This is a genomic window from Microlunatus flavus, from assembly GCF_900110855.1.
Taxonomy (GTDB): Bacteria; Actinomycetota; Actinomycetes; order Propionibacteriales; family Propionibacteriaceae; genus Microlunatus; species Microlunatus flavus.
Window position 1 is genome coordinate 94,225 of record NZ_FOFA01000001.1, and the last position, 17,825, is coordinate 112,049.

Sequence of the window (17,825 nt, forward strand, 5' to 3'; positions counted from 1 at the left end):
GTGGCCAAGCGCATCGACGCGAAGAACGTCGACATCTACTACGGCGCCTTCCACGCCGTCCAGGACGTGTCGCTCACGGTCGAGCCCCGCACCGTCACCGCCTTCATCGGCCCGTCCGGCTGCGGCAAGTCGACCTTCCTGCGCACGCTCAACCGCATGCACGAGGTCATCCCGGGCGCCTACGTCAAGGGCAGCGTCACCCTCGACGGCACCGACCTCTACGCCCAGGGCGTCGACCCGGTGGCCGTGCGGCGGATGGTCGGCATGGTCTTCCAGCGGCCCAACCCCTTCCCCTCGATGTCGATCTTCGACAACGTGGCGTCCGGGCTGCGGCTCAACGGCGTGAAGAACAAGGGCGTGCTGAGCGACGCCGTCGAGCGCTCGCTCAAGGCCGCGAACCTGTGGAACGAGGTCAAGGACCGCCTCGGCCGCGCCGGCATGGGGCTGTCCGGCGGTCAGCAGCAGCGCCTCTGCATCGCCCGCGCGATCGCGGTCGAGCCCCAGGTGCTGCTGATGGACGAGCCCTGCTCGGCGCTCGACCCGATCTCGACGCTGGCGATCGAGGACCTGATCAACGAGCTCAAGGAGCAGTTCACGGTCGTCATCGTCACGCACAACATGCAGCAGGCCGCGCGCGTCAGCGACCGGACCGCGTTCTTCAACCTCGCCGCGCAGGGCAAGCCGGGCCGCCTCATCGAGGTCGGGCCGACCGACACGATCTTCTCCAACCCGACGGAGAAGGCGACCGAGGACTACATCACCGGCCGCTTCGGCTGATCCCCCGTGCTCTGCGTCGAGGGGCTGCCGAGGGCTGCTCCCCGCCCCGCACCGTCAGGTCACAGTCCGCTGTGAGACGGCGCGCGGGCTGGGGGGCAGCCCTCGGCCCTTCTAGAATCGGCTCGTGAGCGCGACGGCCGGCTGGTACCCCGACCCGGGCGGCGGCCAGGGTCTCTACCGCTACTGGGACGGTCAGGCGTGGTCCGCCGCGACCACCACCAACCCGGCCTCCGCCCCGCCACCGCAGGGCATCGTCAACCCGGGACCGCCCGCAGGCGCCACCGGCCAGGGCACCGGCTACGGGCAGGGCGCGTACGGCGGGGGCTCCTACGGCCAGGGCGCGTACGGCGCGGGCTCCTACGGGCAGGGTGCGTACGGCCAGCAGGGCGGGCAGACCGGTCAGAGCGGGCAGAGCGGTCAGTCCGGGCAGAGCGGGCAGACCTCGTTCGGCCAGAGCGCCTACGGCCAGGGCGCGTACGGCGCGGGTGCCGGCGCCGGTGCCCGTCCCGGGGGGCAGCAGGGCGGCGGGGCACCCTCGTACGCGCAGTTCCAGCGCAAGAGGCGCTCCGGCGTGGGCTGGTGGATCGGTGCGGGCGCGCTCGCGCTGGTCCTCGTGGTCGTCGCCGTGCTCGCGATCCAGGCCGCGACGAACGGCGGCGGGGCCGCCGGCGGCGGCGCGAGCGGCCAGGCCTCGTCCGACCAGTGCCCGCCGCAACGTTCCGACTCCCCCAGCGCCCCGTCGTCGGGCACGAACGACGGCCGCGTCCACGGCGGACCCGTCTCCTACCCCCAGCTCGGCTCGCCCTGGGGCGCCCCGACGGGTGAGAACCGGGTGCCGTTCGGCGTCAACGTGCTCAGCCAGAACGTGACCGTCGAGAACAACTACGACGGGCAGGGCAGCAGCTGGGTCGCGTCGGTCACCATCGGCGAGCTGCAGGCCGGCGACGGCTTCTTCACCCCCGAGCAGGGCTCGCAGATCGTCGTGCGCTGCATCCTCGGCGCCTTCTACGGCAACAACCCCGTGAACAGCGACGTGGTGCAGAACAAGGCGACGACGATCGACGGCAAGGACGCCTGGCTCGTGGAGTCCAAGCTGACCTTCGACATCGCCGGGCTCCAGACCAAGGGCGAGCGCCTCATCGTCGCCATCGTGCAGGCCAGCCCCGAACGTTCCGGCCTCTTCTACGCCTCGATCCCCGACACCACCCCGGAGCTCCTGCAGCCGGCACGCGACGCGCTGTCGCAGCTGAAGGTCGACGGCTGAGCGGGTGCCGGGACGGGCGCGGTCCTTCCCCGGCACGCGCACTAGGGTGAGCGCATGTCTCTGGTCAGCGCCTCTCCCCGCACCCTCGGCGACGTCGTCCCGGGCGGACTGGTCCGCAACGTCGCGCTCGTCGTCGGCGGCACGCTCTTCGTCGCGCTGAGCGCGCTCGTCCAGATCCCGCTGCCCTTCACCCCGGTCCCGCTGTCGCTGCAGACGTTCGCGGTGCTGCTGGTCGGCGCCTCGCTCGGCAGCCGCCGGGGCGCCGCCTCGATGGCGCTCTACCTGCTCGCCGGCGTGGCGGGCGTGCCGTGGTTCGCGGCGCACCAGAGCGGCTGGGCCTTCGCCTCCTTCGGCTACGTCGTCGGCTTCGTGGCCGCCGGCTGGCTGGCCGGCCGGCTGGCCGAGGCCGGCGCCGACCGCCAGGTCGTCAAGAACACCGGCCTCCTGGTCCTGGGCAACGTCGTCATCTACGCCTTCGGCGTCACCGGCCTGATCGCCTTCACCGGCAGGGGCGTGGGCGACGCGGTCGCCAAGGGCGTCGTGCCCTTCCTGATCGGCGACGTCGTCAAGATCGCCGTGGCCGCAGCGCTGCTGCCCGCGGCCTGGAAGCTCGTCGGCTCCCGTCGGGGCTGAGACCCCGGGTCGCCGGACGCCGGCCGCCGCGGTGCCGGGCTTCGACGCGGAGGTCCGCGCCTCAGGGCGCGGCAGCCACGCCGTCGTCGTGCCCAAGGCCGTCGTCGCGGAGCTCGGTGCCCGCCGGGTCCGCGCGACCCTCGGGGCCGAGTCCTTCGAGGCGACGCTCGGCGCGTACGGCGGCCGCACGTTCCTGGGCCTGCGGAAGTCCCTGCTGACCGCGCTCGGCGTCACCGCGGGCGACACCGTCCACGTCGACCTCGAGCCCGCCGCTCCCCTCGAGGAGCCCGTGGTCGAGCCGGCGCCGCTGACCTGCGCCGAGCTCGACGAGGCGCTCGCCGCCGACGTCGCGCTGCACGACGCCTGGACGGCGCTGCCCGAGGGTCACCGCGACGAGTACGGCCGCTGGATCAGCGGCGCCGAGGACCCGGAGACCCGCCGCGCCCGCATCGCGCGGACGCGCGCCCGGCTGCTGCGCTAGCTGTGATGTCCAGGCAGGTTGTTGAGCCTGGTGGCTGGGGCTGCTCCGATGGCGGAGTGGATGCGGTGGTAATTGTAGAAGTGCAGCCAGCCTGGCAGGGCTGCTCGGCGGTCGGCGTCTGAGTTGTAGTGGCGGGCGTAGGCCCAGCCGTCGGCGAGGGTGCGGTGGAACCGTTCGATCTTGCCGTTCGTCTGTGGCCGATACGGCCGGGTCCGCTTGTGCGTGATCCCGAGCTCGGCGCAGGCGTCGCGCCAGGCGTTGGAGCGGTAGCAGGAGCCGTTGTCGGACAAGACCCGCTCGATGTCGACGCCACGTTCGGCGTACCAGGCCGCCGCGCGGCGCAGCACCGCGACCGCGGTGCTGGCTTGCTCGTTGGTGCAGATCTCGACGTACGCCAGTCGGGAATGGTCATCGATCACGGTGTGCAGGAACGCGGTGCCGGTGCGGGGCTTGCGGTCCGCGCCTCGGGGCAGCCCGGGCGTGGCTCGCTGGTTGCGGGCGCCTTGCTGACGCCCGACGTAGCGGTGCCCGCCGCCGTCGGGGATGTTGGCGAACTTGGTGACATCGACGTGGATCATCGAGCCGGGATGGTCGTGCTCGTAGCGGCGCAGCGGTTCGCCGCTGATGCGGTCGATGTGGCTGAGCCGGTTCAACCGGTTGCGGACCAAGACCGCGTGCACGGTCGAGGCCGGCACTCCGAGGCGGCCGCCGATCTGGACCGGTCCGAGGCGTTGGCGCCAGCGGAGCTGGACGATCCTGCGCACCATCGAACTGGTCGTGCGCCGCGGGCAGGTTCGGGGTCGGCTCGAGCGGTCCTGCATTCCCGCTCGGCCCTCGGCACGCCAGCGCTGGGCCCACTTGCGCGCGGTGACCGCAGAGACCATGAACATCTTGGCCGCTGCCGAACAGGTCCAGCCGTCGTCGACGACCAGCCTGGCGAGGCGTTCGCGGGCTCGTGGGGTCAGCAGAGCATTAGCGTGGACCACGAAGGCCTCCTGGTGGCGAAGCGGTGAACTAGACAGCTCCACTCCACACCGGGAGGCCTTCGCCTACGTCAATCGACGAGCCGCGTCACGCAACAACGTCCCTGGACATCACAGCTAGCCGGCCTCAGACGTCCAGCGAGCCCTCCGGGCGGGGCAGGGCGAGCAGCGCGTTCTCCACGACCTCGGCCATGGCGGGGTGGATCCAGTACTGGCCCCGGGCGACGTCGTGGGCCGGGACCCCGAAGCTCATGGCCTGGACCAGCGGCTGGACGAGCGACGAGGCCTGCGGGCCGATCAGGTGGGCGCCGAGCAGCAGCCCCGTGCGCCGGTCGGCGACGACCTTGACGAAGTGGTCCTCGTCGCCCATCGCCCACCCGTATGCGGTCGAGCCGTAGTCGCGCACGCCGACGGCGTAGTCCAGGCCCTGCTCCTTCGCCTGCTCCTCCGTGAGGCCCACGGCGGCCACCTGCGGGTCGGAGAAGACCGCGTGCGGCACGTAGCGGTGGTCGGAGGAGACCATCGCGTCCGGGTGCAGGAGGTTGTGCCGCACCACGCGGGCCTCGTGGTTGGCCACATGCTTCAGCTGGTACTTCGAGGAGACGTCGCCGAGCGCGAAGACGCCGGCGGCGGCGGTGCGCTGCTGGGCGTCGACGACCACGCGGCCGTCGTCGTCGACCTCGACCCCGGTCGTGGCGAGGTCGAGGGTGTCCGCGTTGGGCACACGGCCGGTGGCGACGAGCAGCAGGTCGCCCTCCACGTGGAACTCGGTGCCCGCGTCGCTGCAGGCGGACAGCCGCACCCCGTCGCCCGACGCCCGGGGCCCGACGTGCTGCACGTCGCTGCTGGTGCGGACCTCGACCTTGCGCCGGAGGAGCTCGGTGAACCGCTGCGCGACCTGCGCGTCCTCGCGCGGCAGCAACGTCGGGGTGCGGGCGACGACGCTGACGCGGACGCCGAACGAGGAGAAGACGTGCGCGAACTCGGCCGCGATGTAGCCGCCGCCGACGATGACGATCGACCGCGGCAGGCTCGGCAGCCGCATGACGGTGTCGGACGTGACGTGCGGGACGGTCTCCAGGCCCGGGAAGGGCGGGACGACGGCCCGGCTGCCGTTGGCGAGCACGAAGCGGTCGGCGGTGATCGTCGTGGCCGGCCGGCCTGCGCGCGCAGCGAGGGCGAGCTCGTGGTCGCCGACGAAGCGCCCCCACTGCTCGTACAACGTCATGTTGGGCCGGCTGGCCCGCCAGTCGCGGCCGCCCGAGGAGATCGTGTCGATGCGGCCGAAGATGCGGTCACGGATGTCGGGCCAGCGGACGTCGACGAGGTCGAGGTCGACCCCGAGGGCCTTCGCGCCGGCCGGCGAGGACGCCAGGTCGGCCGGGTAGACGTACATCTTGGTGGGGATGCACCCGACGTTGAGGCAGGTGCCGCCGAAGGTGCCGGCCTCGACCATGGCGACCGACCAGTCGTCCATCTCCTCGTCGACGACGCTGTTGCCGGAACCGCTGCCGATGACGCAGAGGTCGAAGTGTCGCACGCGACCATGGTGCCAGCCGAGGCCGAACGGCGAGGGTTCCCGCCGGTCTCACCGACCGGACGACCACGTGCGCGCGTTCCCCATGTTCCCTACTGTGGTGGCAGGGATTAGGAGGAACCACCGCGATGAGGACGCTGCACCAGCGCCGGCACGTCGACCTGCTCCGCACGGCGAGCTCGACGTGTCGAATGACCACGCGCCTCTAGGCGCGTCTCGCGAGGGCCGGCCGCACCGTGCCGCCCCTCTCCCTCATCGTCGTGAACGGACCTTCCCACCATGCCCGCACGTCATCTCGTCGACCTCGCCGCCACCGCCACCCGGCTGGCGGACGCCCCGTACCTGTGGGAGCCGCTCGTCGACTACGACCCCGTCTCCCGCTTCTACGCCCGCCTCGCCCTGACGCCGGAGCACGAGGCCTGGCTGCTCACCTGGGTGCCCGGCCAGGGCACCGACTGGCACGACCACGGCGGCAGCGCCGGGGCGTTCGTCGTCGTCCGCGGCAGCCTGACCGAGGAGCACGCCCGGTTGCAGGACGACGGTTCGGCGCGCGTCGCCGAGACCCGCTCGCTGGGCACCGGGGCGTTGCGGCCCTTCGGCACCCGGCACATCCACCGCGTCACCAACACCGGCCTGGAGCCGGCCGTGAGCATCCACGTGTACGCGCCAGCGCTCACCCGCATGAACGGCTACGTCCGCGAGGGCGACCGGCTCGAGCTCGTCGAGTCGCGGCTGGCGGGGGTGGCCTGGTGAGCACCCTCGCTCCCCCGCTCGCCCGGCGCCGCAGCATCGCCGAGGTCCTCGACGAGGCGCGCTCACGCCTGCACCGCCTGACCCCGGCCGAGGCCGTCGCGGCCCGCGCCGAGGGTGCGGTGGTCGTCGACATCCGCCCCGCCGCGCAGCGCGCGCTCGAGGGCGGCCCCGACGGCGTCCTGCTGGTCGAGCGCAACGTCCTGGAGTGGCGCTTCGACCCGCAGAGCGACGCGGCCCTGCCGATCGCCGCGTACGACCTGCAGGTGGTCGTGCTGTGCCAGGAGGGCTACACGTCCAGCCTGGCGGCGGCCGCGCTGCAGGACCTCGGCCTCCACCGCGCCACCGACGTGGTGGGCGGGTGGGCGGCCTGGCGCGAGCAGCTCGGCCGCTAGGCGCTACACCCCCGCGTAGGAGTGCAGGCCGGAGACCAGCAGGTTGACGCCGATGAAGTTGAACCAGAACGACGCCAGCCCGACGATCGCGATGACCGCCGCCTTGGTGCCGCGCCAGCCCGCGGTCGAGCGCGCGTGCAGGTAGCAGGCGTAGATGACCCAGGTCACGAGCGCCCAGGTCTCCTTGGGGTCCCAGCCCCAGTAGCGGCCCCACGCGTACTCGGCCCAGATCGCCCCGGCGGCCACGGTGAAGGTCCACAGCGGGAACGCGAACGCGTGGAAGCGGTAGGTGATCAGGTCGATGCGCCGCGAGCTGGGGATGCGGGCGAGGTAGCCGCGCACCTCGCCCTTGTCCTCGGCGCGCTTCTTGACGATGTAGAGGATCGACAGCAGCCCGCCGACGTTGAACGCGGCGGCCGAGATCGAGGCCGCGGTGATGTGGATGAGGAACCACACCGAGTGCAGCGCCGGGACGAGCGGGGCGACGGCGACGTAGAAGACGGTCACCGCGAGGCCGTTGGCGACGGTCGCCAGCAGCGTCACCGGCAGCCCGAGCCAGCCGAGGCCGGCGCGCCAGACCATCAGCAGGTACGCCGCGACGACGCACACCAGGGCCGTGGTCGTGAACTCGTACATGTTGCCCCAGGGCCCGCGGTCCGCGGCCAGGCCGCGACCGACCACGCCGATGACGCTCAGCGCGAAGCCGATGACCGTGAGCATCACGCCGATGCGCCCGAACTGCTCGATCCGGCGGTCGGCCAGCTCGTCGTCCGGACCGGCGACCAGCGGCTCGCGCACCCCCGTCGACGCGCTGCCGGAGCCGCTCGCCGAGGACCGCGCACCGGCCGTGACCAGCTCGCGCTCCACCGCCGGCTCCGCGACCCCGATGCGGCGGGCCGAGGCCCACTCCGCGGCGTGGGCGAAGAACGCCAGCAGGTAGACCACGACCGAGCTGACCAGCGCCACGCTCGAGTAGTAGCCGTAGTTCACGTCCGTGCCCTTTCCTCGTCGGAGCGCCCGGCCAGCCTCGCGGCCAGGTCGTCCACGTCGTCGGTCAGCCCGCCCCGCGCGTCCGCCCGGTCCAGGCCGCCGACCTCGATCACTCTAGGTGCGTCGTCCGCACCGACCGCGTCGTCTGCGTCGTCGGGGGTGGTTCCCCGGGCGACCCGGACCCAGACGCGACGCGGCCTCACGAACAGCGACAGGCACAGCCCGGCCACCGCGAAGCCGATCGCGACGAGCGCGATGGGGGCGCCGGGCGAGTCGCCGACCTGCAGCTTCACCCACCGGCTCCAGCCGTCCAGCTGGACCGAGCCGAGCCCGTTGGGCAGGTCGACGCCCTGCCCCGGCGAGAGCGCCAGCCGGACGATGTCGCCCTTGTCGTTCTTGAGCTGGGTGAGGCCGGTGGTGTCGAGGGAGTAGACGTTCTCCGGCTTGCCGGTCTCCTTCGCCGGCGGCCCGGACCAGACGTTGACGAACAGCTTCGGGTCGTAGGCGTCGGGGAAGACCGAGCGCGGGCCCTGGGCGTCGACGACGGCGGTCGGCAGGAAGAAGCCCTGGAAGGCGAGCCGCTGCGGGCGCGCGTCCGGCACCTTGACCACGCCGGCGGAGGTGAAGTTACCGTCCTGCGGCAGGAAGATCACCGGACCGGAGAAGGCGACGTTGCCCTGGCCGTCCTTGACCGTGACGACGGGGGCGTAGCCGTGCCCGATCAGGTGCACGGTCGACCCGTCGACGTGCAGCGGGTGGTTGACCTCGAGCACCTCGGAGCGGGTCGGCTCCCCCGGCGCGTCGGTGACGTCGACGTCGGCCTTGAACAGGCGCGCGGCGCCCGTCTGGACGGGGCCGGTCTCGAAGGCGACCTGGAAGTCCTTGACGACCACGTTGAACGGCTTGAGGTTCGGCGCCCGGAACCAGCCGCCCGCGCTGAGGTCGTCGTACTGGGTGACGCTGTTGGAGAAGCCCTGCCCGACGACCACCACGCTGCTGCCTCGGTAGCCCCAGAGCGCGCCGACGGCCACGCCGAGCAGGAGCACGAGCAGGCTGATGTGGAAGACCAGGTTGCCGGCCTCGCGCAGGTAGCCGCGCTCCGCGGCGACCGAGGCGCCGTTCGGGCCCTCGACGACCCGGACGCGGTAGTGCTGGCGGCGCAGGTCCGCGGCGGCCCGCTCGAGGACGCCCTCCGCCTCGTCGGCCCCGACCTCGGCCCGGGCGTACGCGGGCAGGCGGCCCAGGTTGCGGGGCGTGCGCGGCGGCTGCGCACGCAGCGCGCGAGCGTACACGCCGAGGCGCGGCACGATGCAGCCGACCAGGGAGACGAACAGCAGCAGGTAGACCGCGGAGAACCACGGCGAGGTGTAGACCGAGAACAGCCCGACCTTGTCGTAGATCGGGCCCAGCGTCGGGTGCTGGGTGAGGAAGTCGCTGACCCGGACCGGCGAGATGTGGCGCTGCGGGATCAGCGACCCGGGGACGGCGGCGACCGCGAGGGCGAAGAGCAGCACGAGCGCTGTGCGCATCGAGGTGAGCTGCGCCCACAGGAACCGCAGGGTCCCGCGCCAGCCGAGCCGGGGCAGGTCGGGACCGGCGGTCTCCGGACGGGGGTCGTCCGGGCCGTCCGCGTGTCCCGGGGGCCGGGTCTGGGTGTCGGTCATGCGCTCAGGTCGCTCGTTCCGCTGGTCAGATCGGGGGCGTGAAGGAGGCGAAGGTCTGCCGCAGGTCGCCGGTGATGGTCGTCCACAGCCCGGTCACGAGCAGCACCCCGACCACCACCATGAGGATGCCACCGGTGCGCAGCAGCGCCGTCTGGTGACGACGCAGGAAGCCGACGGCCCGGGCCATCCGCGTGTAGACGAGCCCGGCGACGACGAAGGGGACGCCGAGGCCGAGCGCGAAGACGAAGGCCAGGAGGGCGCCGCGCCCGGCGGTGCCCTCGTTGAGCGCGAGGCTGTAGACGACGGCCAGCGTCGGGCCGATGCACGGCGTCCAGCCGAGCGCGAAGACCACGCCCAGCAGGGGCGCCGCGGCCACGCCGACCGCGGGCAGGCGGTGGATCCGCACCTCGCGCCGGCCGAGCGGGAGCACGCCGGCGAACATCAGCCCGAGCGCGACGATCAGGACGCCGAGGACCCGGCTGATCGCCTCGGCGTGGCTCAGGACGAGCACGCCCGCGCTGCCGATCACGGCGCCCGTGACGACGAACACCGCGGCGATGCCGAGGACGAACAGCGACGTCCCGGCGAGCATCCGGCCGCGTCGGCGGGTGCCCTCGACGACCTCCGCGGCTCCGAGCCCCGTGGCGTACGAGAGGTAGCCCGGCAGCAGCGGCACCACGCACGGGGAGAAGAAGGAGACGAGCCCGGCCGCCAGCGCCACGGGCAGGGCGAGCAGCATCGAGCCGCCGACGGCCTGCTGCGCCCAGGTGGACACGTCGAGGGGCGTCATCGCCCGGCCGCGACCTCGGCGACCATGTCGACGAGGGTCGCCTTGGAGATGGTGCCGAGCACCCGGATGGCCACCCGGCCCTGGCGGTCGAGCACCAGGGTGGACGGGATGGCGCTGGGCGGCACCTGCCCGCCGAGCCGGAGCAGCGTCTGGCCGGAGGGGTCGAAGATGCTCGGGTAGGTGATGCCCTGCGCCCGGACGAAGGCCTCCGGTGCCGCGGGGGCGGCGTCGCGGGTGTTGATCCCGACGAACTGCGCGTCGGCCTTGGTCTCCACGCTGGCGGCCTGCAGGTCGGCGGCCTCCGCGCGGCACGGCGCGCACCAGGAGCCCCAGACGTTGATCACGAGGACCTTGCCGGCGTAGTCGCCGGTCGAGACGGTCGCGCCGTCCTTGCCGAGCTGCGGCCCGCTGAGCGCGGGCACGGCGGCGCGCTTGTCCGGGGCGACCCGCGTGAGGGCGCCGTCGGACCCGACGTAGCCCTGCTGGTCGGCGCCGCGCACGGGTTCGTCGGCGCCCGTGGCCGAGCACCCGGCGAGCAGCACGAGGCCGGCGAGGAGACCGGCCAGGGCCCCGGGCCTACGCACCGGCGACGAACTTGGTCGGGGGCGGGCCGGCGTAGAGCTCGGCGGCGGGCTCGGTGTAGTCGACGGAGGCGACCCGTCCGTCGAGCAGGGTCAGGGAGGTGACGCTGGCGAGGCGGCACTCGCGCTTGCGCGGGTCGTGCGCCAGCCGGCGGCCCTCGGCGTCGCAGCGCGCCATCCAGATCGGCAGCTGGTGGGAGACGATCACGGCCTCGTGGCCGCGCGCCTCCTCCTCCGCGTCACGGATCGCGAGGCGCATGCGCGCGACGATCTCGCGGTAGGGCTCGCCCCACGTCGGGCGCAGGGCGTTGCGGAAGAGCCACCAGCTCTGGGGGCGCCGGATGGTGCCCATCAGGCTGACCTTGATGCCTTCGAGGTAGTTGTCGGCCTCGATCACGCGGCCGTCCGTCGTCACGGGCAGCCCGACGTTCGCGGCGATCGGCTCCATCGTCTCCTGGGCCCGCTCGAGCGGCGAGCAGCGCAGGTGCACGACGTCGCGGCCGCGCAGGTGCTCGGCGACGAGCCCGGCCATCGCCCGACCGGTCTCGGAGAGGTGGTAGTCGGGCAGGCGACCGTAGATGAGGCCGACGGGGTTGTAGACCTCGCCGTGACGCACCAGGTGGACGATGGTCCGGATCGGGGTGCGCTCGCTCATCAGGCCTCCGCCCCGGCCGCCGCCGCGGCAGCCGCCGGCAGAGCGCTGACGACCCGGTCGAGGGCCGCGTCGTCGTGGGCGCTGGAGAGGAACCAGCCCTCGTACGCGCTGGGCGGCAGGTAGACGCCGCTGTCGAGCATCGAGTGGAAGAAGGCGGCGTAGCGCGTCGTCACCTGGGTCGACGCGGTCGCGTAGTCGGCCACGGCGTCCACGTCCTCGCCGACGAAGAACACGCTGAACAAGTTCCCCGCGGCCTGGATGACGTGCGGCACACCGGCCGCGGAGAGGGCGGCGGCGACCTCGCGCTGCAGCAGCGCCGCGGCGCGGTCGACGTGCGCGTAGACCTCGGGCGTCGCCAGCCGCAGCGTGGTGAGGCCGGCGGCGGTGGCGACGGGGTTCCCCGAGAGGGTGCCCGCCTGGTAGACCCCGCCGACCGGCGCCAGGCTGTGCATGAGCTCGGCGCGACCGCCGAACGCGGCGGCCGGGAACCCGCCGCCCATCACCTTGCCGAACGTCATGAGGTCGGGCTCGACGCCGTCGATGCCGAACTGGCCGGAGGCCGTGACCCGGAAGCCGGTCATCACCTCGTCGCTGATGAACAGCGCGCCGTGCTCGTGGCAGAGGTCGGCGAGGAACCGGTTGAAGCCGACCCCGTCCTCCTCGCCCGGCGGGACGACGCCCATGTTCCCGCAGGCGGCCTCGCTGATCAGGCAGGCGATCTGGTCGCCGTAGGTCGCGAACGCCTCGCGCACCGCGGCGCGGTCGTTGTACTCGACGACGATGGTGTCGGCGGTCGTCGCCTCGGTCACGCCCGGGGTGCCGGGGATCGCGAGCGTCGCGACGCCCGAGCCGGCCGACGCGAGCAGCGCGTCGACGTGGCCGTGGTAGCAGCCGGCGAACTTGACGATCTTGTCGCGGCCGGTGATCCCGCGGGCCAGCCGGAGCACCGACATGGTGGCCTCGGTGCCGCTGTTGACCAGGCGCACCATCTCGACCGGCGTGCGCTCGACGATCGCCGCGGCCAGGTCGACCTCGGCCGTCGTCGGGGCGCCGTAGGAGGTGCCGTGCTGCGCGGCCGCCGTCACCGCGCCGATGACCTCGGGGTGCGCGTGGCCGAGCAGCATCGGGCCCCACGAGCAGATGAGGTCGACGAGCTCGTGGCCGTCGAGGTCGTAGAGGTACGGCCCCTGAGCCCGCGCGATGAAGCGCGGGGTGCCGCCGACCGAGCGGAAGGCGCGGACGGGCGAGTTCACGCCGCCCGGGATGACCTGCTGCGCGCGGGCGAAGGCGGCGGCGGAGGCGGTGTCGGCGGCCTGCTGCAGCGCGGTCACCGGCGACCCGCCTCGGCCCAGCGCTGCGCCCACTCGAGGGCCCAGTAGGTGAGGACGGTGTCGGCCCCGGCCCGCCGGATCGACGTCAGCGTCTCGGCGACCGCGGCGTCCCGGTTGATCCAGCCGTTCGCGGCGGCGGCCTCGACCATCGCGTACTCGCCGGAGATGTTGTACGCCGCGACCGGCACGTCGACGGCCTCGCGCACCGCGCGGATGACGTCGAGGTAGGCCAGCGCCGGCTTGACCATGACCATGTCCGCGCCCTCGGCCAGGTCGAGCGCGACCTCGCGCAGGGCCTCACGGAGGTTGGCGCCGTCCTGCTGGTAGGTCTTGCGGTCGCCCGTGAGGGAGGACGCGACGGCCTCGCGGAACGGGCCGTAGAAGGCCGAGGTGTACTTCGCCGCGTACGCGAGGATCGCCGTGTCGTGGTGACCGGCCGCCTCGAGCGCGTCGCGGATGGCGCCGACCTGGCCGTCCATCATCCCGCTGGGGGCGACGACGTGGGCGCCGACCTCGGCGTGGAGGACCGCCATCTGCGCGTACAGCTCGACGGTGGCGTCGTTGTCGACCGTGCCCGACGGCGTGAGCACGCCGCAGTGGCCGTGGCTGGTGAACTCGTCGAGGCAGACGTCGGTCATCACCAGGCAGTCGTCGCCGACCTCCTGGCGGACCGCGCGCACGGCCTCGGTGAGGATGCCGTGCGGGTCGAGGGCACCCGAGCCCTGCGCGTCCTTGACCTCGGGGATGCCGAAGAGCATGACGCCGGCCAGCCCGGCGTGCGCGGCTTCGACGGCCGTCTTGCGGAGCGTGTCGAGCGTGTGCTGGACGACGCCGGGCATCGAGGTGATCGGGCGGGGCTCGCGCAGGCCCTCCGCCACGAAGAGCGGCAGCACCAGCCGGCGGGGCTCGACGCTGGTCTCGGCCACCATCGAACGCATCGCCGGCGAGGTCCGCAGCCGGCGCGGGCGCTGGCGGAGCGACATCTCAGGCACCTGCCCAATCTAGTCGCCCACCAGCCGGAACAGTGTTGTCCGCTTGTCCACAGTCCTGTGGAAAACCTCACGACGGGGCTCGCATCCGGTCGGTCTGGAGCCAGCTGCGGGCATGGACCGCACCGGCGCGCACGACGCCGGCATCCCGCCCCGGCTGCCGCCCCTCGAGGAGTGGCCCCGCTGCGCACGCAGGCCAAGCTGCACCACCACCGGCGCGGCCTGATGGGGCCGCTCGGCTTCACCGTCCGGCGGCTGTGCGCGCACGTCCAGCAGGGCGACCACCACGGCCGTATCGCCGTCCTGCTCAGCCGTCCCGGGCGTGCCGCGCTCTGCGCCAGCGACCGCCGGTGGGGCCGCGCGCTCGTCGACTCGGCCCGCAGGAGCGGCGTATGGCTCGCACCGTTGCACCTCGCGAACGACGAGGTGCTGGGTCCGCTGACCGGCGACGACCTGCTGGTGCCGCGCGGCCGATGACTGCGCTCCTCGACGGAGGTCTGCACCGCAGGAGCGGATCGGGAGGAGACGCGGGATGAGCGAGACGGTGCTGCTGGTCGGGACGCGCAAAGGCCTGTGGATCGGGCGGTCCGACGGGGCGCGACGACGCTGGGACTGGTCGGCGCCCGAGCTCCTCATGCAGGGCGTGTACGGGCTCGGCATCGACACCCGCGGCGCCGCGCCGCGGCTGTTTGCGAGCGGGACGAGCGAGCACTGGGGTCCGGGCGTCTACCGTTCCGACGACCTCGGCCGGACCTGGCGCGAGAACGAGGGCGTCTCCGTCCGCTTCCCGGCCGACCTGGGCAGCAGCGTGGAGCGGGTCTGGCAGATCCAGCCGGGCGGCGAGGCCGAGCCGGACGTCGTCTGGGCTGGCACGCAGCCCTCGGCGCTGTTCCGCTCGGAGGACCGGGGCGAGTCGTTCAGCCTCGTGCGGTCGCTGTGGGACCACCCGCACCGCCCGCAGTGGGGCGCGGGCTTCGGCGGGCAGGCGATCCACACGATCGTCCCGCACCCGACCGACCCGCGGCAGGTGACGGTGGCGATGTCGACCGGCGGGGTCTACCGCACCACCGACGGGGGCCAGAGCTGGGCGCCGGCGAACGTGGGGATCAAGGCGTACTTCTTCCCCGACCCCTGGCCCGAGTTCGGTCAGTGCGTGCACAAGGTGGCGGCGCACCCGTCGGCGCCGCAGCGGCTGTTCGCGCAGAACCACCACGGCGTCTACCGCTCCGACGACGGCGGCGCGCGGTGGGTGTCCATCGCCGAGGGGCTGCCGGCCGACTTCGGCTTCCCGATCGTCGTGCACCCGCACCAGCCCGAGACCGTGTACGTCTTCCCGCTCGTCGCGGACGGCGCGCGGATCCCGCCCGACGGCCGCGCTCGCGTCTGGCGCTCGACCGACGCGGGCGAGACGTGGACGCCCTCGGAGGCCGGGCTGCCCGACGGCTTCTGGTCGGCGGTGATGCGCGACGCCATGACCACCGACCGGGCCAACCAGGCTGGGCTCTACCTCGGGGCCCGCGACGGCACGGTCTGGGCCAGCCTCGACGACGGCGAGTCCTGGACGCAGATCGCCGCCCACCTGCCCGACGTGCTGTCCGTGCGCGCCGCTGTGGTCTGAAGCCCCCGCGCAGCCGGTCGTCGGGGGCTGTCGCTCCCGCCCGGGATGCGGCAGCGTGGACCCATGCCCGATCCACTGGCTCACGCGCCCCTGTTCGACCTCGTCATCGTCGACTGCGCAGACCCCGAGACGCTCGGCCGCTTCTACGCGGACCTGCTCGGCTGGTCGATCCGTGAGGACTCCGACGAAGGCTGGGTCGACCTCGTCCCCCCGCGAGGCGGCCTCGGCGCCGACAACCCGGAGGGCCAGACGACGATCGCCTTCCAGCGGATCCCCGACTTCGTCCCGCCGACCTGGCCGGGCGGCGCGCACCCGCAGCAGATGCACCTCGACTTCTCCGTCGGCGACATCGACGCCGCCGAGCCGCGGGTCCTCGCGCTCGGCGCGACACGGCACCCGCACCAGCCGGCGACGGACGGCGGGTTCCGCGTCTACCTGGACCCGGCCGGCCACCCCTTCTGCCTGATTCGCTGACTCCTCTCGGACAGATCTCCCCGTACATGTAACGACGCGCGGGTCCCGTGCGATGAAGGAGGGGAAGTCGGCGCCCTACCTGAACCCCCGAGCAGGCATGGCGCCGACTTCTCTACGTTCCCAGCACCTCGTCCTGCGTCCACTCGTCAGGGAGGGTCGGGCGCCCGGCTGGTGTAGTCGTGCCCGGTCGGCGCGGTGGTGACGACGGTGTGGGGCCGGTCGCCGAGGCCGTCGTGGACGACCGTCGCGCTCCAGCCGGGTTGTTCGCGGGCGAGGTTGTGCCGCGCGCACAGGCCGCGGGCGTTCGGCAGGGTCGTCGGGCCGCCGTCGGTGTGGCGCTGGACGTGGTCGAGGTGGCGGACCGGGGCGTCGCAGTACGGCTCGCGGCACGTCTGGTCGCGCGCCAGGACGAGGTCGGCCAGTGCCCCGGTGAACCGGCGCCGCCCACCGATGTCGACCAGGTGCCCGGCGGGTGATCGGTGCAGCAGGCGCAGGTGCTTGGTCCCGCCGCTGTCGTCGATCAGCTGACGGGCCACAGACAGGGGCAAGGCCCCGAGACCGGTGACCGTCGCCGTGCCGGTCGCCTCTACCGATCTCGGAGCCAGGCCCTCGACGCCTGAGCTGTCGGGCACGAGTCCGTCGGGCGCGAGCCCGTCGGGGCCGGGCCCGCTCGGTACGTCGGTGACAACGCCTTCGGGGACGAGCGCGTCGGGAACGAGGGCATCGACCGGCACGATGACCTGGATCTCGACGGCGACGTCGCCGGCGCGGGTCTGGCCGGTGAGGCGTTCGACGAGGGTGTCGGCCATGATCTGGCCGCGGGTGCGTTCGTCGCCGGTGGCGACGGCGCTGTCGGTGTGCTTGCGCAGGGCGGCGAGGCAGGCGACGCCCTGCTCGACGGGCAGGTAGCCGCTCAGCACGCTCATCGTGTCCGGCGCCGGGCGCAGCGCGACGTAGCGGTCGTCGCGTGCGTGGCGGCCCCGTTCGACGTAGGCGCGGGGGTCCGCGGCGTAGGCCGTCGTCGTGATGGCGGCGAGGGCTCGTCGGACGCCGAGGCCGGGCAGGTCGGTGCGGGGGGCGTGGAGCTGCTGGTCGACCTCACGCCGCGTCACCGCGGGCAGGTGGCGGGTCTGCTCGGCGACGGCGTTCGCGACGCGTTCGTGCAGCCGGCCGGCGGCGAGGGCGGCGTAGGTGTGGGGCAGGTCGAACCACCACGCCTTCGCCGCGCCGAGGCGTCGGGCGGCGACGGTCGGTGAGAGGCGGCAGGCCAGGGCGATCTCCTCGGCCAGACCCCGCCCGATCCGTTCAGGGCGCTGCTGCTCGGCGGTCTCGCGTTCGACGCGGACTCTGGTGAGGCGCACCATCGCCGCCGCCTGGGTCGCCGCGACCGCGCTGCGCAGGCGTTCCAGCAGGCCGACCTGGTCGACGAGGTCGGCCTCGGTGGACTCGTCCTCGACCCCGCCCAGCGCGTCGGCGGTCAGCTCGCTCAGCTGGGCCAGCAACCCGGTCAGCGCAGCAGTTGTCGGATGGAGGACCTCCTCCACCGATTCGACCGCCGCCAACGCCATGCAACCACGCTAACGGCCACCACTGACAGAATCGAACACCTGTACGAAGCAGACAACACTCCCCGGGCTCCGGACACCACGACACCGGGGCGAGGCGGAGGCATCCTGACGGGCACCCGCCAGATCAGTCGAGGTCAGGGAGGTCGGAAGGGCCGCGTGTCGATCTGCAGGCGCGGACGCACTCACCGACGCACGGACGGGAACGTCAACCCCTTCGGGGCCCCTCGACAGGCTCAGGGAGCGTTCCTCGCGGTCCCCGCAGGCGCGGAGTGCGACCATCCCCGAACTCTTCGACAGCGCGCAACGCCCACCACGCGCAACAGGGCCGACCGGGATTCCGGTCGA

General features: G+C 73.2%; 20 protein-coding genes. 10 read left to right on the plus strand and 10 right to left on the minus strand.

Annotated features, from left to right (window positions below):
* The 4 genes from pstB (at window position 1) to BMY04_RS00440 (ending at window position 3,155) form a co-directional block, all read left to right on the plus strand.
* Entirely contained in the window at window positions 1–777 is a 777-nt protein-coding gene (pstB, locus tag BMY04_RS00425) for a phosphate ABC transporter ATP-binding protein PstB (RefSeq protein ID WP_091177185.1), read from the plus strand.
* 124 nt (window positions 778–901) lie between these two features.
* Window positions 902–2,041, plus strand: coding sequence for a DUF2510 domain-containing protein (locus BMY04_RS00430; protein ID WP_091177186.1), 1,140 nt, complete (start codon window positions 902–904; stop codon window positions 2,039–2,041).
* A 54-nt stretch (window positions 2,042–2,095) separates the two neighbouring features.
* Window positions 2,096–2,674 (plus strand): biotin transporter BioY, encoded by a 579-nt coding sequence (locus tag BMY04_RS00435; protein ID WP_091177187.1) that lies wholly within the window; start codon window positions 2,096–2,098, stop codon window positions 2,672–2,674.
* Between the two features lie 31 nt (window positions 2,675–2,705).
* A complete protein-coding gene (locus tag BMY04_RS00440) occupies window positions 2,706–3,155 on the plus strand; it encodes a YdeI/OmpD-associated family protein (protein ID WP_091177188.1) in 450 nt (149 codons plus the stop codon).
* On the opposite strand, the gene BMY04_RS00445 is transcribed toward BMY04_RS00440, so the two are convergent.
* Window positions 3,152–4,141: an IS481 family transposase gene (locus BMY04_RS00445; protein WP_170853926.1), complete on the minus strand. Its 990-nt coding sequence runs from the start codon at window positions 4,139–4,141 to the stop codon at window positions 3,152–3,154. The genes BMY04_RS00440 and BMY04_RS00445 overlap by 4 nt on opposite strands.
* A gap of 124 nt (window positions 4,142–4,265) precedes the next feature.
* Complete coding sequence (locus BMY04_RS00450; protein ID WP_091177190.1) at window positions 4,266–5,678, minus strand: mycothione reductase; 1,413 nt, start codon at window positions 5,676–5,678, stop codon at window positions 4,266–4,268.
* Between the two features lie 125 nt (window positions 5,679–5,803).
* Between BMY04_RS00450 and BMY04_RS23645 the strand changes: the two genes are divergently transcribed.
* From BMY04_RS23645 to BMY04_RS00460, 3 genes are all read left to right on the plus strand, one after another.
* A complete protein-coding gene (locus BMY04_RS23645; RefSeq protein WP_408630435.1) occupies window positions 5,804–5,884 on the plus strand; it encodes a putative leader peptide in 81 nt (26 codons plus the stop codon).
* Between the two features lie 70 nt (window positions 5,885–5,954).
* Window positions 5,955–6,428: a cysteine dioxygenase gene (locus BMY04_RS00455; protein ID WP_091177191.1), complete on the plus strand. Its 474-nt coding sequence runs from the start codon at window positions 5,955–5,957 to the stop codon at window positions 6,426–6,428.
* Window positions 6,425–6,820 (plus strand): rhodanese-like domain-containing protein, encoded by a 396-nt coding sequence (locus BMY04_RS00460; RefSeq protein ID WP_198409864.1) that lies wholly within the window; start codon window positions 6,425–6,427, stop codon window positions 6,818–6,820. The genes BMY04_RS00455 and BMY04_RS00460 overlap by 4 nt, the downstream gene beginning before the upstream one ends.
* Before the next feature lie 3 nt (window positions 6,821–6,823).
* Here BMY04_RS00460 and ccsB read toward each other — a convergent pair whose 3' ends face one another.
* Genes ccsB through hemB form a run of 7 tightly spaced genes read right to left on the minus strand, consistent with a single transcriptional unit; the run spans window position 6,824 to window position 13,814 of the window.
* Entirely contained in the window at window positions 6,824–7,810 is a 987-nt protein-coding gene (gene ccsB / locus BMY04_RS00465; RefSeq protein ID WP_232506006.1) for a c-type cytochrome biogenesis protein CcsB, read from the minus strand.
* Window positions 7,807–9,474, minus strand: coding sequence for a cytochrome c biogenesis protein ResB (gene resB / locus BMY04_RS00470; RefSeq protein ID WP_091177192.1), 1,668 nt, complete (start codon window positions 9,472–9,474; stop codon window positions 7,807–7,809). The genes ccsB and resB overlap by 4 nt, the downstream gene beginning before the upstream one ends.
* Before the next feature lie 25 nt (window positions 9,475–9,499).
* Window positions 9,500–10,264, minus strand: coding sequence for a cytochrome c biogenesis CcdA family protein (locus tag BMY04_RS00475; RefSeq protein WP_408630427.1), 765 nt, complete (start codon window positions 10,262–10,264; stop codon window positions 9,500–9,502).
* Window positions 10,261–10,848 carry a TlpA family protein disulfide reductase gene (locus BMY04_RS00480; RefSeq protein WP_091177193.1) on the minus strand — a complete coding sequence of 196 codons (588 nt, stop codon included), beginning with the start codon at window positions 10,846–10,848 and terminating at the stop codon, window positions 10,261–10,263. The genes BMY04_RS00475 and BMY04_RS00480 overlap by 4 nt, the downstream gene beginning before the upstream one ends.
* Entirely contained in the window at window positions 10,841–11,500 is a 660-nt protein-coding gene (locus BMY04_RS00485) for a histidine phosphatase family protein (protein WP_091177194.1), read from the minus strand. The genes BMY04_RS00480 and BMY04_RS00485 overlap by 8 nt, the downstream gene beginning before the upstream one ends.
* A complete protein-coding gene (gene hemL, locus BMY04_RS00490) occupies window positions 11,500–12,831 on the minus strand; it encodes a glutamate-1-semialdehyde 2,1-aminomutase (RefSeq protein ID WP_091177827.1) in 1,332 nt (443 codons plus the stop codon). The genes BMY04_RS00485 and hemL overlap by 1 nt, the downstream gene beginning before the upstream one ends.
* Window positions 12,828–13,814: a porphobilinogen synthase gene (hemB, locus tag BMY04_RS00495; RefSeq protein ID WP_091177195.1), complete on the minus strand. Its 987-nt coding sequence runs from the start codon at window positions 13,812–13,814 to the stop codon at window positions 12,828–12,830. The genes hemL and hemB overlap by 4 nt, the downstream gene beginning before the upstream one ends.
* A 180-nt stretch (window positions 13,815–13,994) precedes the next feature.
* Between hemB and BMY04_RS00500 the strand changes: the two genes are divergently transcribed.
* The 3 genes from BMY04_RS00500 to BMY04_RS00510 all read left to right on the plus strand — a co-directional run bounded on the left by BMY04_RS00500 (window position 13,995) and on the right by BMY04_RS00510 (window position 15,912).
* Window positions 13,995–14,297: a hypothetical protein gene (locus BMY04_RS00500; protein WP_091177196.1), complete on the plus strand. Its 303-nt coding sequence runs from the start codon at window positions 13,995–13,997 to the stop codon at window positions 14,295–14,297.
* Between the two features lie 55 nt (window positions 14,298–14,352).
* Window positions 14,353–15,438, plus strand: coding sequence for a WD40/YVTN/BNR-like repeat-containing protein (locus tag BMY04_RS00505; RefSeq protein ID WP_091177197.1), 1,086 nt, complete (start codon window positions 14,353–14,355; stop codon window positions 15,436–15,438).
* Between the two features lie 63 nt (window positions 15,439–15,501).
* Entirely contained in the window at window positions 15,502–15,912 is a 411-nt protein-coding gene (locus BMY04_RS00510; RefSeq protein WP_091177198.1) for a VOC family protein, read from the plus strand.
* 146 nt (window positions 15,913–16,058) lie between these two features.
* On the opposite strand, the gene BMY04_RS00515 is transcribed toward BMY04_RS00510, so the two are convergent.
* Window positions 16,059–17,480, minus strand: a complete 1,422-nt coding sequence (locus BMY04_RS00515) for an HNH endonuclease signature motif containing protein (RefSeq protein ID WP_091177199.1) — start codon at window positions 17,478–17,480, stop codon at window positions 16,059–16,061.
* Between the last annotated feature and the right edge of the window lie 345 nt (window positions 17,481–17,825).

What these genes read in the sequence shown, in the direction of transcription:
- BMY04_RS00435 (WP_091177187.1), top strand. Translation starts at nt 2,096, where the DNA reads ATGTCTCTGGTCAGCGCCTCTCCCCGCACCCTCGGCGACGTCGTCCCG.
- BMY04_RS23645 (WP_408630435.1), top strand. Translation starts at nt 5,804, where the DNA reads ATGAGGACGCTGCACCAGCGCCGGCACGTCGACCTGCTCCGCACGGCG.
- BMY04_RS00455 (WP_091177191.1), top strand. Translation starts at nt 5,955, where the DNA reads ATGCCCGCACGTCATCTCGTCGACCTCGCCGCCACCGCCACCCGGCTG.
- resB (WP_091177192.1), bottom strand. Translation starts at nt 9,474, where the DNA reads ATGACCGACACCCAGACCCGGCCCCCGGGACACGCGGACGGCCCGGAC.
- BMY04_RS00475 (WP_408630427.1), bottom strand. Translation starts at nt 10,264, where the DNA reads ATGACGCCCCTCGACGTGTCCACCTGGGCGCAGCAGGCCGTCGGCGGC.
- BMY04_RS00485 (WP_091177194.1), bottom strand. Translation starts at nt 11,500, where the DNA reads ATGAGCGAGCGCACCCCGATCCGGACCATCGTCCACCTGGTGCGTCAC.
- hemB (WP_091177195.1), bottom strand. Translation starts at nt 13,814, where the DNA reads ATGTCGCTCCGCCAGCGCCCGCGCCGGCTGCGGACCTCGCCGGCGATG.
- BMY04_RS00505 (WP_091177197.1), top strand. Translation starts at nt 14,353, where the DNA reads ATGAGCGAGACGGTGCTGCTGGTCGGGACGCGCAAAGGCCTGTGGATC.
- BMY04_RS00510 (WP_091177198.1), top strand. Translation starts at nt 15,502, where the DNA reads ATGCCCGATCCACTGGCTCACGCGCCCCTGTTCGACCTCGTCATCGTC.
- BMY04_RS00515 (WP_091177199.1), bottom strand. Translation starts at nt 17,480, where the DNA reads ATGGCGTTGGCGGCGGTCGAATCGGTGGAGGAGGTCCTCCATCCGACA.